The 14,523-nt window shown below is 53.5% G+C and carries 13 protein-coding genes; 8 read left to right on the top strand and 5 right to left on the bottom strand.

Features of this window, described 5'->3' with window-relative positions:
- Nucleotides 1-4 precede the first annotated feature (4 nt).
- A complete protein-coding gene (locus MHFGQ_RS09310; protein ID WP_170066105.1) occupies nucleotides 5-2,371 on the top strand; it encodes an endonuclease MutS2 in 2,367 nt (788 codons plus the stop codon).
- 31 nt (nucleotides 2,372-2,402) lie between these two features.
- Here MHFGQ_RS09310 and MHFGQ_RS09305 read toward each other — a convergent pair whose 3' ends face one another.
- Nucleotides 2,403-5,123: a transglycosylase domain-containing protein gene (locus MHFGQ_RS09305; RefSeq protein ID WP_106004225.1), complete on the bottom strand. Its 2,721-nt coding sequence runs from the start codon at nucleotides 5,121-5,123 to the stop codon at nucleotides 2,403-2,405.
- Nucleotides 5,124-5,288: 165 nt separating this feature from the next.
- Here MHFGQ_RS09305 and tyrS point away from each other — a divergent pair, with 165 nt between their 5' ends.
- The 5 genes from tyrS (at nucleotide 5,289) to cysK (ending at nucleotide 9,098) form a co-directional block, all read left to right on the top strand.
- Nucleotides 5,289-6,500: a tyrosine--tRNA ligase gene (gene tyrS / locus MHFGQ_RS09300; protein ID WP_245907731.1), complete on the top strand. Its 1,212-nt coding sequence runs from the start codon at nucleotides 5,289-5,291 to the stop codon at nucleotides 6,498-6,500.
- A gap of 66 nt (nucleotides 6,501-6,566) precedes the next feature.
- Nucleotides 6,567-7,235 (top strand): sporulation protein YunB, encoded by a 669-nt coding sequence (gene yunB / locus MHFGQ_RS09295; protein ID WP_106004227.1) that lies wholly within the window; start codon nucleotides 6,567-6,569, stop codon nucleotides 7,233-7,235.
- 181 nt (nucleotides 7,236-7,416) lie between these two features.
- The gene (locus tag MHFGQ_RS09290; RefSeq protein ID WP_170066114.1) at nucleotides 7,417-7,848 is read left to right on the top strand and encodes a DUF3842 family protein; all 432 of its coding nucleotides are present in this window, start codon (nucleotides 7,417-7,419) and stop codon (nucleotides 7,846-7,848) included.
- On the top strand, nucleotides 7,841-8,032 hold the full coding sequence (locus MHFGQ_RS09285) for a CooT family nickel-binding protein (RefSeq protein WP_106004228.1): 192 nt from the start codon (nucleotides 7,841-7,843) through the stop codon (nucleotides 8,030-8,032). The genes MHFGQ_RS09290 and MHFGQ_RS09285 overlap by 8 nt, the downstream gene beginning before the upstream one ends.
- A gap of 145 nt (nucleotides 8,033-8,177) precedes the next feature.
- Nucleotides 8,178-9,098, top strand: a complete 921-nt coding sequence (gene cysK, locus MHFGQ_RS09280) for a cysteine synthase A (RefSeq protein ID WP_106004229.1) — start codon at nucleotides 8,178-8,180, stop codon at nucleotides 9,096-9,098.
- A 50-nt stretch (nucleotides 9,099-9,148) separates the two neighbouring features.
- On the opposite strand, the gene MHFGQ_RS09275 is transcribed toward cysK, so the two are convergent.
- Nucleotides 9,149-9,793 carry a CAP domain-containing protein gene (locus MHFGQ_RS09275; protein ID WP_211292827.1) on the bottom strand — a complete coding sequence of 215 codons (645 nt, stop codon included), beginning with the start codon at nucleotides 9,791-9,793 and terminating at the stop codon, nucleotides 9,149-9,151.
- 236 nt (nucleotides 9,794-10,029) lie between these two features.
- On the opposite strand from MHFGQ_RS09275, the gene MHFGQ_RS09270 reads away from it, so the two are divergent.
- Together MHFGQ_RS09270 and MHFGQ_RS09265 are read left to right on the top strand one after the other, a co-directional pair.
- A complete protein-coding gene (locus MHFGQ_RS09270; RefSeq protein WP_106004231.1) occupies nucleotides 10,030-10,788 on the top strand; it encodes a YebC/PmpR family DNA-binding transcriptional regulator in 759 nt (252 codons plus the stop codon).
- A 72-nt stretch (nucleotides 10,789-10,860) separates the two neighbouring features.
- Nucleotides 10,861-11,418, top strand: a complete 558-nt coding sequence (locus MHFGQ_RS09265) for a BofC C-terminal domain-containing protein (RefSeq protein ID WP_170066106.1) — start codon at nucleotides 10,861-10,863, stop codon at nucleotides 11,416-11,418.
- Between the two features lie 8 nt (nucleotides 11,419-11,426).
- Here the strand turns inward: MHFGQ_RS09265 and MHFGQ_RS09260 are convergent, their stop codons facing one another.
- From MHFGQ_RS09260 to MHFGQ_RS09250, 3 genes are read right to left on the bottom strand one after another with little or no spacing between them, the layout of a single operon-like run.
- Entirely contained in the window at nucleotides 11,427-12,194 is a 768-nt protein-coding gene (locus MHFGQ_RS09260) for an acyl-CoA dehydratase activase (protein WP_106004232.1), read from the bottom strand.
- Nucleotides 12,195-12,209: 15 nt separating this feature from the next.
- Nucleotides 12,210-13,478 carry a 2-hydroxyacyl-CoA dehydratase subunit D gene (locus MHFGQ_RS09255; RefSeq protein ID WP_106004233.1) on the bottom strand — a complete coding sequence of 423 codons (1,269 nt, stop codon included), beginning with the start codon at nucleotides 13,476-13,478 and terminating at the stop codon, nucleotides 12,210-12,212.
- Complete coding sequence (locus MHFGQ_RS09250) at nucleotides 13,478-14,518, bottom strand: 2-hydroxyacyl-CoA dehydratase subunit D (protein WP_106004234.1); 1,041 nt, start codon at nucleotides 14,516-14,518, stop codon at nucleotides 13,478-13,480. Before MHFGQ_RS09250 ends, MHFGQ_RS09255 begins: the two co-directional genes overlap by 1 nt.
- Nucleotides 14,519-14,523 lie beyond the last annotated feature (5 nt).

Here is a 14,523-nt window from a genome sequence, read left to right as displayed (position 1 = left end):
TTAGTTGAATAAGACGTATTTGAAATTGGAGCTGGACAAGGTTCTGCTGCGCCTTGAGGAAAAATGTCTTTCATCCCTTGGGGTAGAGCTCGTCCGGACCCTTGAACCGGTTCGGGACCTGGAGGAAGTCCGCCGCCGTATCAAAGCCACCAGCGAAGCTGAAGAAGTACTGCGGCGTTATCCCGATTTACCCTTTAGTATCTATGACGTGCGGCCGCAATTGGCCCGGGCGGCTGTGGGCGGGATTCTGGAAGGGGAAGAGTTGCTGCGGATAGTGGCCACCTTAAAGAATGGACGGCGGGTGCGGCGGTATCTCCTGGGTCTTGAAGGTCGCCGGCCAATTATTACCGCCATAGCAGAGAGGATTGGCGAATTTCGTGAACTGGAAAAGGCCATTGAACAGGCCGTCGGTCCCGATGGAGAGGTTGTAGACCAGGCAACGCCGCGGCTTTATTCTTTGCGGCAGCAGATACTAAAGATCCAGGAGAGGATAAAAGAAAGCCTGGACACTTTCCTGCGTTCCACGGAAATGCAGAAATACCTTCAGGATAATCTTTACACCATACGCAACGACCGTTACGTCCTGCCCATAAAACAGGAGTACCGCCACCACGTTCCAGGACTGATTCACGATCAATCGGCCAGCGGGGCAACCCTTTTTATTGAGCCCATGGTCTTAGTAGAGCTCAATAATGAGCTCCGTCACCTAAAAGCGGCTGAAGCCAGGGAAGTTGAGGCTATTTTAAGGCACCTCAGCAGCCTGGTTGGTCGCGAAAAGGAGGGATTGGCAGCCACCCTAGACGCCTTGGCGGAGTTGGATTTTACCCTGGCAAAAGGGCGTTTGAGTCTGGAGATGGGGGCCGTAGAACCCCAATTAAACAATGAAGGACGCTGGCGCATTAAAAGCGGCCGCCATCCCCTCCTGAAAGGGAAAGTGGTACCTGTCAGCCTCACCCTGGGGGAAGATTTTACTACCCTGGTCATCACCGGCCCCAATACCGGCGGCAAAACGGTAACGCTGAAGATGGTGGGGCTCTTTACCCTTATGGCCCAGTGTGGCCTGCACCTGCCGGCGGGCGAGGGTACGGAAGTAGACCCAACGGCCGCCGTTTATGCCGATATCGGCGACGAACAAAGTATCGAGCAGTCTTTAAGCACCTTTTCCGCCCACATGGCCCAGATCGTTAAGATCATTAATGAAGTAACGGCCGGAAGTCTTGTCCTCCTGGACGAACTGGGCGCTGGTACCGACCCCACTGAAGGAGCGGCTTTGGCCATGGCCATCCTCGATTACCTAACCGATCTAGGTGCGAGGAGCATTGCCACCACCCATTACAGCGAATTGAAGGCCTATGCTTATGCCACTCCAAAGGTAGAAAACGCCGCCGTGGAATTCGACAGTGAAACCCTTGAGCCAACCTACAACCTCGTCATCGGTACGCCGGGCGAAAGCAATGCTTTCGTCATCGCCGCCCGCCTGGGACTTGCCCCGGATATTATTGAACGGGCCAGCAACCTCCTTGGTGAAGAAAACCGGCGGATAAGCCGCCTGATAGCCGGTCTGGCGGAAGACAAACGGGTTAGCGCGCGGGAAAGGGAGCAGGCCGAAATTTTGCGCCGGGAAGCTGAAAAGGTCCGTGAGGAATTGGCCAGGGAAAAAGAGGAGTGGCAACAGCAGGCGGCGAGAGAGATGGAGAAGGTCCGCCGAGAAGCCAGGGCCATCTTAAGGCGGGCCAAGGCAGAGGTTAGGGAGATTATGGCCCGCATAGAAAAAGCCCTGGCAGAAGAAAACTTGCGGGCCAGGCAGCAGGCGATCAATAAAGCCCAGCGGCAATTAAAAGAACTGGAGGACACTATTGAAGCCGGGGCGGCCCGTTATGAGCCGGTCGACAGCGGCGCACCCCCGACAGAACTCCAGGTGGGCGATACCGTTTTTCTCGTTTCCCTGGGCCAGACCGGTAAAGTGTTGAGTCCCCCCAACGAGCAGAGGGAAGTTCAGGTACAGGTGGGAGTTTTGAAGATAAACGTAAATATAAGGGAATTACGGCTGATAAAAGGCGAAGGAAAAGTACCCGGAAAAATTGAAAGCAAGGGCTGGACGGTAAAGTCAGTAAGCCACGAAGAAGTCAAGCCGGAAATCGATTTACGGGGGCTGACGGTAGAAGAAGCCTGCCATCGAGTTGATGCCTATCTGGATGATGCCGTGCTGGCGGGTTTAAACCAGGTACGTTTAATCCACGGTAAAGGGACGGGAACCTTGAGGGAGGCCCTAAAGGATTACCTGCAACAGCATCCCCTGGTCAAAAGCTATCGTCTGGGCGGGGCCGGTGAAGGAGGTAGCGGCGTTACTATCGTATATATCGGTCGTTAAAAAACCCCGGGTCGAAGGCCCGGGGTCTAATCTATTTTTTGGGGATGGCAATGGTTACTTCATTGGAAGGCGTGCTTAAATTGCTTTTCTCATCAAGGGCAATTACCCGGTATCGATAGGTAAAACCGGGCTTGACGCCGGTGTCAGTATAAGTGGTATCCCTAACGATGGCCAGGCTTCGCCGGCCGGTGCCCTGACTGCTGCGTTCAATGGAAAAAAGATAGCCTTCTCCTGCGGGGAATTCCCATTGCAAGACGACTTTGGGCTCGCTAACGTTGGGCCCTACTTCCAGGCGGGCCGTTAAGCTTGGTGCAGGAGGGCCCGTTTCTTCATTTGCCGAACCCGATGTTTTTTTTGTCAATTGATGGTCGGGCAGATTGCAATACCTGGTGGGGATTTTCTCCGGCGGCAGTTCCACTTGTTTAACGTATTGGGGTGGGCAACCCCCTTCTTCTCCCTTTTTCGGTATATTAGCCAAAAAAAGTTCGGCCCCATGGCGCGGATCGGTACAGATGCTTACCAATCCTTGTTTTCCATTGCCGGCGCCGCCGTGGAGGGTGCAGACCACCGTAGGTGCTTCCAAATAGGCATCTTCGGGCTTTATCGAACCGCTGTAGTTGTCGGGACGTTTTAAAAAGACACCCGTCTTAACATCCGGACAGTTGGGGGAAGCCAGTTGGCCTGTAGTTACACAGACTTGGGCCTGCACCCATACGTCGGAAACCTTTGTCGGCAACATATTCTGGGTAAAAATTTCTTTAACTATAAATTCCTTGGGCGTCAACTCGCTTGGTAAAAGGCCTGATTTGGCATCGACGTCGGCATAAATTATGCCGGCCGGCCGCGGGAAATCTTGTACCGGCTGATCCTTTAAAGCGGCGCTGATCACCTTTTTCCAAATTAGTGCCGGGTAACCGCCGCCGGCGACGTTTTTTAGATAATGTTTGGGGTCCGTCTGATCATAACCCATCCATACGGCGGCCACCAGTTCAGGTGTATAGCCGACAAACCAAGCATCCTTTTCTCCTTTAAGTCCACGGTATTCAGGTGTGTCCGGCAGGGAGGTGGTACCCGTTTTACCTGCAGCCGGCCGGCCGATCTGGGCATTCGTACCGGTGCCGGACCTGACCACTGTTTCCAGCATATCGGTCATCAGGTAAGCGACCTGTTCGCTCATGACTTCTTGGCGCTGGGGTTTGTTGACGATTAAATCCCGATCGTTGCGATCAGTTATCCTGGTGACAAAATGGGGTGCAATGTAGATCCCCTGGTTGGCGAAGGCCCCGTAGGCCCCCGCCATCTGCAGGGGGGATACCCCCGTGGTCAGGCCTCCCAGAGCCAGGGATAAGTTTTTGTCTTCGGGCTTTAAGGGCAGACCCAGACGGCGGCCGAATTCATACCCCGTTTCAATACCGATGGTATTGAGCATTTTGACGGCGGGAATATTAACCGACCAACGAATGGCCTCCCGCATGCTGATAAGGCCACGATAGCGGCCGTCGTAGTTGACGGGGGTGAAGGGTTTGGATGCGCCGGGAAAACTAACAGGTACATCATCGATGACAAAGGCGGGAGGGTATCCCTTTTCCAGGGCCGGGCCGTATACGACTAAAGGTTTGATGGTCGATCCCGGCTGGCGTGCGGCCTGGATGGCCCGGTTGAAACCACGTTTGGTGGTATAATCTCTTCCGCCGACAAGGCCGCGCACTTCACCCGTATGGGGATCGAGGACCACCATGGCGCTCTCTATCTGCCGGTCTGGGCTGCCGGCGGGGAAATTGTTTTTATCGGCATAGACTTTTTCTATCTCGGTTTGAATCTTGGGATCGAGGGTAGTATAAATTTTCAAGCCGCCCCGGAAAAGTTCGGCGGCATCTATTCCCTGACTTTCCAGCAGTCTTCCGGCTTCGTCGATAACGGCGTCTATAAAATAAGGATATTTTTCGGTCTTAGTTTGTGGGGCTTCATGGTATTCCAACTTTTCTGCCTTGGCCTTTTCTGCCTGTTCGGGGGTGATGTAACCGTACTTGACCATGTTGTCAAGGACCTGTTCCTGGCGGGTTTTGGCGGCTTCTTCGTGATGGCGCGGATCGTAATTCGCCGGGCTCTGGATTATGCCGGCGAGCATGGCCGCTTCGGCAAGATTAAGGTCGGACACCGATTTGCCGAAATATAACCTTGACGCCGCTTCTACTCCATAGGTGCCCGGACCAAGGTAGACGATGTTGAGATAATTTTCCAGGATCTCTTCTTTGGTATACATACGTTCCAGTTCAATGGCCATAATGGCTTCCTGGATTTTGCGGCGTAAAGTGCGCTCTGGATTTTCAATGAAGGCGTTTTTGGCCAGCTGCTGGGTGATGGTGCTGCCGCCTTCGCGTATACCGCCGCTGCGCAAATTGATCCATAACGCCCGGAAAATGGCTTTGAGATCAATGCCGTGGTGCTGGTAGAAACGGGCGTCTTCGATGGCCACGACGGCGTTTTGAAGATCTTTCGGGATTTTTTCCAGGGGGACGACAATGCGGTTTTGTTCGCCGTGCAGCTCTTCGACCAGCTGGCCATTTTTATCATATATAAAAGTGGTCATGGCCAGCTGGAGTTTGTCCGGTTGCCAATCGGGCATGGTACGGATAATGCCGATGGCAAAACCTACACCCGCACCGGCCAGGGTTACGGCCAACACTAAAAAAATCAATAAGAAAACGCGGAAGACGTTTAATTTGCGTTTTCGTTTTTTAGGGGATGTCATCGTGCCAATGACCTCCTTTACGGCCTTTTTATTATAACATAGCTTTCCCCCCAGGGGAATGATAAGAGCTTGAAGGCCGGTCATGGCTTATGTTAAACTTAAACGGGTCTGTTATTTTTTTTAGTAACTTTAAAGTAGAGAGCCGAGTTGTGGAGGAGGATGGGGTTGCAACGAGAAGTAGAGCGACAGCTTAAGATTATACGTCGTGGTGTGGCAGAAATTATTCCGGAGGAAGACCTTAAAGATAAGCTGGAGCGTTCCCTTGCGGAGGGAAAACCTTTAAGGGTGAAATTGGGTCTGGATCCGACGGCACCGGACATTCACCTGGGACATACTGTGGTGCTCCAGAAGCTGCGCCAGTTTCAGGAACTGGGGCATCAGGTGATCATTATCATCGGCGACTTTACCGGAAGGATCGGAGACCCTACCGGCAAATCAGAAACCAGGCGGCAGCTTTCGGAAGCAGAAGTACTCGCCAATGCCGAAACCTATAAGGAGCAGATCTTTAAAGTCCTGGATCCGGCCCGTACGGAAGTGACTTTTAACAGCCGCTGGCTGGCAAACTTAACCTTTACCGACGTTATTCAACTGGCGGCAAAAATAACGGTGGCCAGGATGCTGGAAAGGGAAGATTTTGCCCGGCGCTATCAAGAAAACCGGCCGATAAGCGTTCACGAATTCTTTTATCCATTGATGCAGGGTTACGATTCCGTCGCCTTGGCCGCCGACGTCGAGTTGGGAGGGACGGACCAGAAGTTCAACCTCCTGATGGGCCGTCATTTACAGCGGGAATACGGTCAAGAACCTCAGGTGGCCGTCATGATGCCAATTCTGCCCGGGCTTGACGGAGTGCAGAAGATGAGCAAGAGCCTGGGCAATTATATCGGCATCAATGAACCGCCGAAAGAGATGTACGGAAAGACCATGTCTTTGCCCGACGAGCTGATGCTTACCTATTTTGAGCTAGTGACCACAGTTTCCCTTGAGGAGCTGGAAGAGATAAGGAAAGGCCTGGCAGATGGCACTTTGCACCCGCGGGACGCGAAGATGCGCCTTGCCCGGGAAATAGTGGGCCTCTACCACGGCGAAGCTGCGGCCCTGGAGGCAGAAGAGGAATTCCGCAAAGTTTTTCAATTGGGCGACCTGCCGCAGGACATACCGGAGGTTGAGGTTAAAGAGACGCAAATTTGGTTACCGCGGTTAATGGTTCAGGCCGGATTAGCACCCAGTACAAGTGAAGCCCGGCGTCTGATCCGCCAGGGGGCCGTAAGAATTGACGGTCAACGTTTGGACGACCCCGATGCCGAGTTAGTAGTTCGGGACGGTGCGGTTCTTAAGGCCGGTAAACGCAAATTTGTACGCCTGCGCCGCGGTTAAAGCTCATAAAAGATTTTCACATTTTAACCGCCCCGGGAGTATACTTCTATATGGGGGTGGTATGCTTTGCGGCGGCGGTGGCGGCGGCCGGGGCGTTGGCGACCGTTGGGGCCGGTATTTCTAGCCGTGGCGGCAGGGCTGGTGTTCCTTACTCTGCTGGAATGGCGCCTGCACCTGGCCATGGAGAGGATTGCCGATGCCCAGGCCCGGTGGACGGCCACCGACGCTATTCAGGGGGCTGTTTTAGATAAAATAACCGGCCAGGTAAATTATAACAACTTGATTAAACCGGAAAGCGGCAACGGGCAAATAGTTTTCATGCAGGCCGACGCCTTAAGCATCAGCCGCCTTCAGGCCGAGGCCCAACTGGCCATTCAGGAACGCCTGACCCAGCTAAAAAGCAAGACCTATTATCTACCCTTAGGCCAGATCCTGGGGATGAAATTGCTGGCCGCCTACGGGCCGCCGGTGCCCCTGCGCTTTATCCCTATGGGAACCGTCAACGTCGACATAGGGGATACTTTTGAAGCGGCCGGCATCAACCAGACGCGCCACCGAATTTATCTTCATGTGGAAAGCGAAGTTCAGGTAATAGCGCCTTTGTTTAAAAAGGACGTTTTTGTTACCGCCACTATACCGGTGGCCGAAGCAATAATCGTGGGCCCCGTACCGCAGACCTATATCTCCCTGAGTTCCGAGTTATTAAAGGGAATCTTGCGGACACCCCAATTTTAAAATTTTAGCAACCCCAGGAAGGAATCGGAGATTTAAGGGCGAATAATAAATACTAAAGCGGTGTGGAGACCGCGCTGGATGGAAGGCCACGAGGAGGTCGGAGTCGACACTGGAGTCGACAAGGTTCTCAGTGGCCCTTTTTTACATTTTTGATACATTTTCTCCAGGGAGTGATTTTTATCTGCGTATAGCCGTAGTGGACGGTCAGGGAGGCGGCATCGGCAGGCATATCACCATTAAACTCAGGGAAGAACTGGACCCGGAAGTAGAAATCCTGGCCCTGGGGACCAATGCGGCCGCGACAGTGGCCATGTTAAAAGCCGGAGCCAATGAAGGAGCGACCGGAGAACGGGCCATTATCTATAACGCTCCCCGGGTGGACGCCATAACCGGTTCGGTGGCGATTATCCTCGCCGATGCCATGCTCGGGGAAGTGACGCCGGCCGTAGCGGCGGCCATCGCCGCCAGTCCGGCGCGCAAATTTCTGCTCCCTATAAACAAGGCCGGCGTTGAGATAATCGGTGTAACGCCTGAGCCCCTGCCCCATTTGATCGACGCCCTTGCGAGGCGTCTAAAAACCTTTTGTGAAGGAGGTTGCCGCAGAGATGTGTGAGGCCAACGCCTACTTCTTGAAAGAAGGTGGAGAAGAAGAGCTGGTGTTTGAAAACGTTGACCGTATTATTCCCCGGGAAGACGGCATCCTTATGGAAGATATTTTTGGCAAAAAGAAAATCTTCCGTGCGCGCATTAAAGAAATGGCCCTGGTCGATCACAAAATCTTCCTCGAAGCCATATAACCCGATATTAATTATCGGGCATCCTTTTAAGCCACTGCAATAATCTTTGAGATAGGCAGTGGCTTTTCTCTTGACAGGGACTTTAACCGGGGATTAAAATATAATAAATTCCGATATGAAAACTATAATTTACGGAGGAATGACCATGCAGATAGCCGACGACATTACCAGGTTGATTGGCAAGACACCGGTGGTGAAGCTGCAGCGCCTGGCGGAAAACGGGGCGGACGTGTATGTAAAACTGGAATATTTTAACCCCGGGGCCAGTGTGAAGGACAGGATAGCCCTCGGTATGGTGGAAGCCGCGGAGGCGGAAGGCAGGCTTAAACCGGGGTCCACCATTGTAGAACCGACCAGCGGGAACACCGGAATAGGTTTGGCCATGATCGCCGCCGTTCGCGGCTATCGTTTAATCATTGTCATGCCGGAAACCATGAGCATTGAGCGGCGCAAGCTCCTGGCGGCTTATGGCGCGGAATTTATTCTTACCCCGGGGCATTTGGGTATGAAAGGCGCCGTGGAAAAGGCCCAGGAGCTGGTCCGGGAAAATCCCGATTATTTTATGCCTCAGCAGTTTGAGAACCCGGCCAATCCTGAAATCCACCGTCGTACCACCGCCCGGGAGATCCTGGAGCAAATGGGTAAGGAGCTGGATGCCTTTGTGGCCGGAGTGGGTACAGGTGGGACCATTACCGGCGTCGGCGAAGTTCTAAAAAGGGAAATTCCGGGTATAAAGATAATTGCCGTGGAACCGGCTGCTTCACCCGTCCTTTCCGGAGGCAGGCCCGGTCCCCATAAAATTCAAGGCATCGGGGCCGGTTTTGTACCGTCGGTTCTTCGCACGGATTTACTCGATGAAATCATAACCGTTTCCAATGAAGACGCCATCATGACTGCCAGGAATCTGGCGCGGAAGGAAGGTCTGCTGGTAGGCATATCTTCCGGTGCGGCAGTATATGCCGCCCTGCAGGTGGCCAGGACCCTGGGACGAGGAAAAAAAGTACTGGTCATCGCCCCCGATACGGGCGAACGTTATTTGAGCACCGAACTCTTTAAAATGGCATAAAAGAACAGCCCCTTTTAACCGCCGTGATTAAAAGGGGCTTTTGTTCTTAACTATTTGCCGATAAACAGCTGAACCCAATAGTTCCGGTAACTGCCGCCCATCGTATAGCCGACGCCGATGGAGGTGAAATTAGGATTTAAAATGTTATTGCGATGACCAGGACTGCCCATCCAGGCTGCGACCACTGCCTCCGGCGTCTGATAACCGGCGGCGATGTTTTCACCGGCGGTGCGGTAAGTAATGCCGAATTTCTGCAACATGGTGAAAAAAGAACCGTAGGTGGGCGATTCGTGGCTGAAGTAATTATTGTCCCGCATGTCTTCGGCCTTGAGACGTGCTACCCTGGCCAGCTGTATGTCTAAAGTCAGGGGTTTTAGTCCGGCTTTGGCGCGTTCGGCATTGACCAAATCGACGACTTTCTGTTCAAACTCATGGAGCTGATAGTTTTCGTTCTGCGGTTCAGGCTGCGGAGCCGGAACTGGTACCGGTTTTGGTGCCGGGGCAGGCAGCGGTGCCGGCTGCGGTTGAGCATATCTAGAGTATAAATATTTTAGTGGTGCAAAATGGAAGGCATAATAGTTACCGCTGTAAGTGGCGGCTTGCACCGGTGGAAGGGGTGCGAAGGTTAAAACTAAAACGGTGACGACGAGGCAGGCAATTAAATATGCGGTCGGAATTTTAACCTTAAACCGCAAAATAATTCCCCCCTATTTTTTTCCTACCATCCGCGATAACAACAACTCACCTCCCCTAGTGATCGCGGCGGTGAAAAAGTTACTGTATGAATTCTATCATATTACAGGCAGAAAGTTAACATAAAACTTACGTCTTTGGCGAGGTAATATATACCAGGAATGCCGGGGGCTTATTGCTTAATTGGAGGATTATATGCTAGAATTTTGACGGCAGCTTAAGGAAAGGGGGGCAAAGGATGTCTGGCCATTCCAAGTGGGCTAATATAAAGCACCGCAAAGCCAAAATGGATGAGAAACGCGGACGCCTTTTTACCAAAATTGCCCGGGAGATTATTATCGCCGCCCGGCAGGGCGGTGGCGATCCGGAAGGCAATCCGCGCTTGAAGGCGGCCATAGCCCGGGCCAAGGAAGTAAATATGCCCAATGATAATATTCAGCGGGCCATAATGAGGGGTACCGGAGAACTAGAAGGTGCGGCGTATGAAGAGATGGTTTATGAGGGGTACGGTCCCGGCGGCGTAGCTATGCTGTTAAATATCGCAACAGACAATCGTAACCGCACGGCTTCAGAAATCCGCTATATTTTTTCCCGCAACGGCGGCAGTTTGGGAGAAAGCGGTTGTGTGGCCTGGATGTTTGACGCCAAAGGGGTCATTACCGTTGAAGTTCCAGTGGGAGAAAAGCGGGAAGAAATAATCCTGCAGGCCATTGAGGCCGGGGCAGAAGACGTCGATGACAGCGATCCCGCGGCCATAGAGATCAAGACGGCTACCGCAGATATGGAGAAGGTAAAAAAGGTCCTGGAGGAGGCCGGAGCTAATATTGCGAGCGCCGAAATCGCCATGGTACCCCAAACTACGGTAACTATCGACGACCCGGAAACGGCCGCCAAGGTAATGCGCTTGGTAGACCGTCTGGAAGATCATGATGACGTTCAGGCTGTTTATACCAACGCCGATATTCCCGCCCATATTTTAGAGCAAGTGGAGTTATAAACTGGTATAAAACTGGGAAGCGCCGGTAAAGCTAGAAGGTGGCAATTATTGTTAGAAGGAGAGGTGCCGCCTTTGCGTAAGGCTTACCGGCGCTTAAGTATTATCGGTTTTATAATCTTTATGCTAGGTATTGTTGTAGCCTATCAGCAAGCAAGGGTTAACAATGGGCTCAATCCGGTTCTCCTCAGGGTGCCCGGTCTTTTGGAACCGCGGGTACTGGAAGAACCGAGGTTGGAAAAATATTATCGTTTTTGTGGCCATCGGGAAGCTCTTCCTTTACCGGCGGGGGTTAAATGGAATTGGGCCGGAGTAGAGGAATTGCACATTCTTTTTCCGGCGTCCGAGGGCTGGCGTATAACCTGGGAGGGTGAACGTTTGGTCATCACCCAGGAGATAGACGGCCTCTGTCCGACAGATTCCCCCAAACGTCACCTGGCCGTTAAAGACGGAATGGTGGCTGTTTATCAGGGGCCGGCAGGCAGCCTGGGGCCCCTAATGCGGGTAACAAATATAAAGGTCACAGCTTTACCCAGGGGATGGAAGGAAAAGATAGAAAGCGGCCAAATAGAGTTTAATTCCGAAAAAGAAATGCTGGAAGCCCTCGACAGCCTGGATGAATTTCGCTCCTGAGTTAATTTTTATTCAGCCGCCAGCAGGGCGGCTCCCAGGGCGCCGATGATCTGGGGATCTGGGGGTACGCGAATGCTGGCACCCAGCTGTTCTTCCAGGCTTTTTACCACTCCTAAATTTTTGGCCACGCCGCCGGTCATGGCCACCGGTTCTTCCCACCCGGCCCTCTGGGCCATGGCTACCACCCGCTGGGCAATGGCGTTGTGCAGGCCCTTTATAATTTCCGGTACGGGGCGGCCTTCGGCCACCAGGGAGACGACTTCCGTTTCGGCAAAAACGGTACACATGCTGCTGATGTTGGCTCCCTGCACGGCTTCAAGGGAAAGGCGGCCCATCTCCTTTACCGGTACTTCTAAAGCGTTGGCCATAACTTCCAGGAAGCGGCCGGTGCCTGCGGCGCATTTTTCGTTCATCACAAAATCCCGCACCCTGCCGCCTTCATCTAAGAGAATGACTTTGCTGTCCTGGCCGCCGATGTCGATGACCGTGCGCACGTCGGGCCACAGGTGATAAATTCCCCGGGCATGGCAGGTTATTTCCGTGATGCGACGCCGGGCGAAGGAAACGCGGATGCGGCCGTAACCCGTGGCCACAATCCCCGCCAGATCGTCTTCCTTAAAACCGGCCCGGGACAGGGCTTCCTGTAAGGCCGTGCGGGCGGTAGCTTCACCGTCAACGCTGCTTTTTAAAACGGCAGCGCCCTGCAACTGACCGTCCGCCACTACCACCGCCTTCGTTGTCAGGCTTCCGATATCTATTCCTGCCGTCAAAATCACAGTTTACAACCTCCTCTAGGTTAATAACATTTCTATAAAACCCTCCAGGCGCGTCCGCACGGCGCCGGGAGCGTATTTGCTTTGATCAATGCAGTCTCCTTCCAGGTTGAGGAAGGATATGCCCTTCTCCCGTAAAGCCTCCTGCAGCAGGCGTATGGCGCCCGCGCTCTGGCGGCATCCCCAGTGGGCGAAATGGATTACCCCGTCGGCTTTATAGGATTCCGTCATGGCCAGGACGGCTTCTATCCTCCGGCTTATGGGCCCCAAACCGTGATGGCTTAAAACTTTACGCGCCAGGCTGTAAAAGGGCCTCTCCGGCTCCAGGGGTTCCCAGTAGACATGGTTCATTTCTTCACAGACGATAATTATTCCGGCCTCTTGCTCCAATATCTGAAAAATCTCATTGGGATAATAAGGCTTAAGGTGCAGCCATACCACCCGGGCCTTTTCTTCCGGCACGGCAGGTTCATTCTTCCGGTAACTTCGTTCCAGCTGATTCAGCAGCTCTTCGTATACGGCAACGGTAGCGGCCGCTCCAAAACCGGCAAGCATCAGGTAAATAAAGCTGTGGGCTTCTTCCCCCCGAATGCAGGCCGGGCGCTTTTGCCGCAGGTTGTTTATGGCCATCAGGCGTTCCCGGGCGGCGTTGGAATTGACGAGGGCTTGCTGGAGGCGCCCTTCATCCCACGTCAGGTTTAGGGATTCTACCATGGAAAAAGTAATGGTCTTGAGCTGGCGGGCAACGTAGCTCAAGGCGGCGGCGTCCTGTTGGTGAGGCACATCCAAAAGATAAAAGGGTACACCGTGGTAAGCCGCCGCAGCCGCCAGGGACTGGGGAGCAGTATCGCACAGGTGGGAACTGCAGACCACCCCTGACGGCCGGGGGAAGTAACCCAGGCGATCGCAGCCGTAGGCTAAACGGTGAAAAGTGCAGGTTTCACCGCTTACCCAGTCGCCTTCGGCCTGCTGCAGGGCCTTGGCGGCTATGCCCAGACCTGTGGCTGCCACCGCGGCCGCTTCCGGGGCAAAGGGGATTACTCCCAGGCCATAAAGAACCTCGGTAGGGAAGAAAACATTATGCCAGATCACCGGGCCCTTTTGCAAAAAGGCGGCAGCGGCCTGGTCGATGGTATGAAGGAGGAGGCTGTGGGCCGCCTGCCAGGAAAAACTTTTTCTCCGGGCGGCAACGGCCTGTCTTAAAACCCTATATGTCCAGGGGGATTTTAAGGCTCGTTGGCGTAAAGCCGTCTCAAGGTAAGAGCGCAGCAACTGGTAGATGTCCATTACTGCACCTCCAGCATCTCAAGGAAAGCTTCTATCCTGGTCCGCCACTGTCCCCGGTTACCGCCGCTGAAGTCGCCGTCGAGGCGGAGAAGGGGTAACCCTCTTTTTTCACAGAAGTTTTTTAACGCTAAAAAGTCATACACGGCGGCATCGCAAAATTTCATGGCATGATAGATGGCTCCTCGAATCTGGAACTGCTCTACCGCCGCGGCCCAGTAGCGGCTGCGCCACCCCCGTACGGGCACCATCCTCGGGCAGGGCGGACCTCCCAGGTAGAGCTTGGCCAGATAAAGGAAAGGATCCCTTTCGTCGCCGGTGACCGGCGCCAGTAAAAGCCGCCAGCCGTTGCAGCCGTCCGCAAATGTCACCAATCCGCCCAGTTCTTCGATCATTTCAACCAGCTCTTGGGGGATGATGCTTCCGGCAAGAAAAAGACGCGGACGTTCGACGTCTTTTTTCTGTTTTCCATCGGCCGTCAGGCTAATGAACGCCTGACTATTTGTTGCCTTAACGGAAGCGGCGGGGGACTGCCATCTGGTTAGCTTGGCCATTATTTCCGTACCGGATAAAGGCGTTTCTTCCGCCCGGCGGGAAAGCAGTTCCCGCCAGCCCTCCCGCTGTTCCTCCCACCAGTTTATGGCCGTCCACAGGTTTTCTTTATCAATATTTGTGGTTCCTGTAAGTTCTTTTGTCAGACGACGCAAATTTTGGGCAAAATAAAGTACGGCGTCGTCGTCAAAACGGCGGGGCACATCTAGGACGAAGGTTTGGCCTCTGGTAATGTAGCGGGGCCATAAGTTGGCCAGGTGCATCATGGCATTGCAGGAGCGGGCGATTACTACGCCTTTTAAGGGAGGCAGCTCATGGCGGAGGGCCGCTTCGAGGCAGCTTTGCACATAAGGACAAAGGTTGCCGGAAAAATAGGTAGCACTTCGTGAATTATTGCCTTTTCTCCCCAATAGCCGTAAGGGTATGTAGCCTGCTGCGGTGATAACTTCTACCGGCGTATAATGACACAGCCAGCCTATAAAATCACCCATTGTCT

It is taken from the genome of Moorella humiferrea, from assembly GCF_039233145.1.
In the GTDB taxonomy this organism is placed as follows: domain Bacteria; phylum Bacillota; class DSM-521; order Neomoorellales; family Neomoorellaceae; genus Neomoorella; species Neomoorella humiferrea.
Note: the sequence above shows the minus strand (reverse complement) of the source record. Positions and strands in the feature narration are given on the sequence as shown.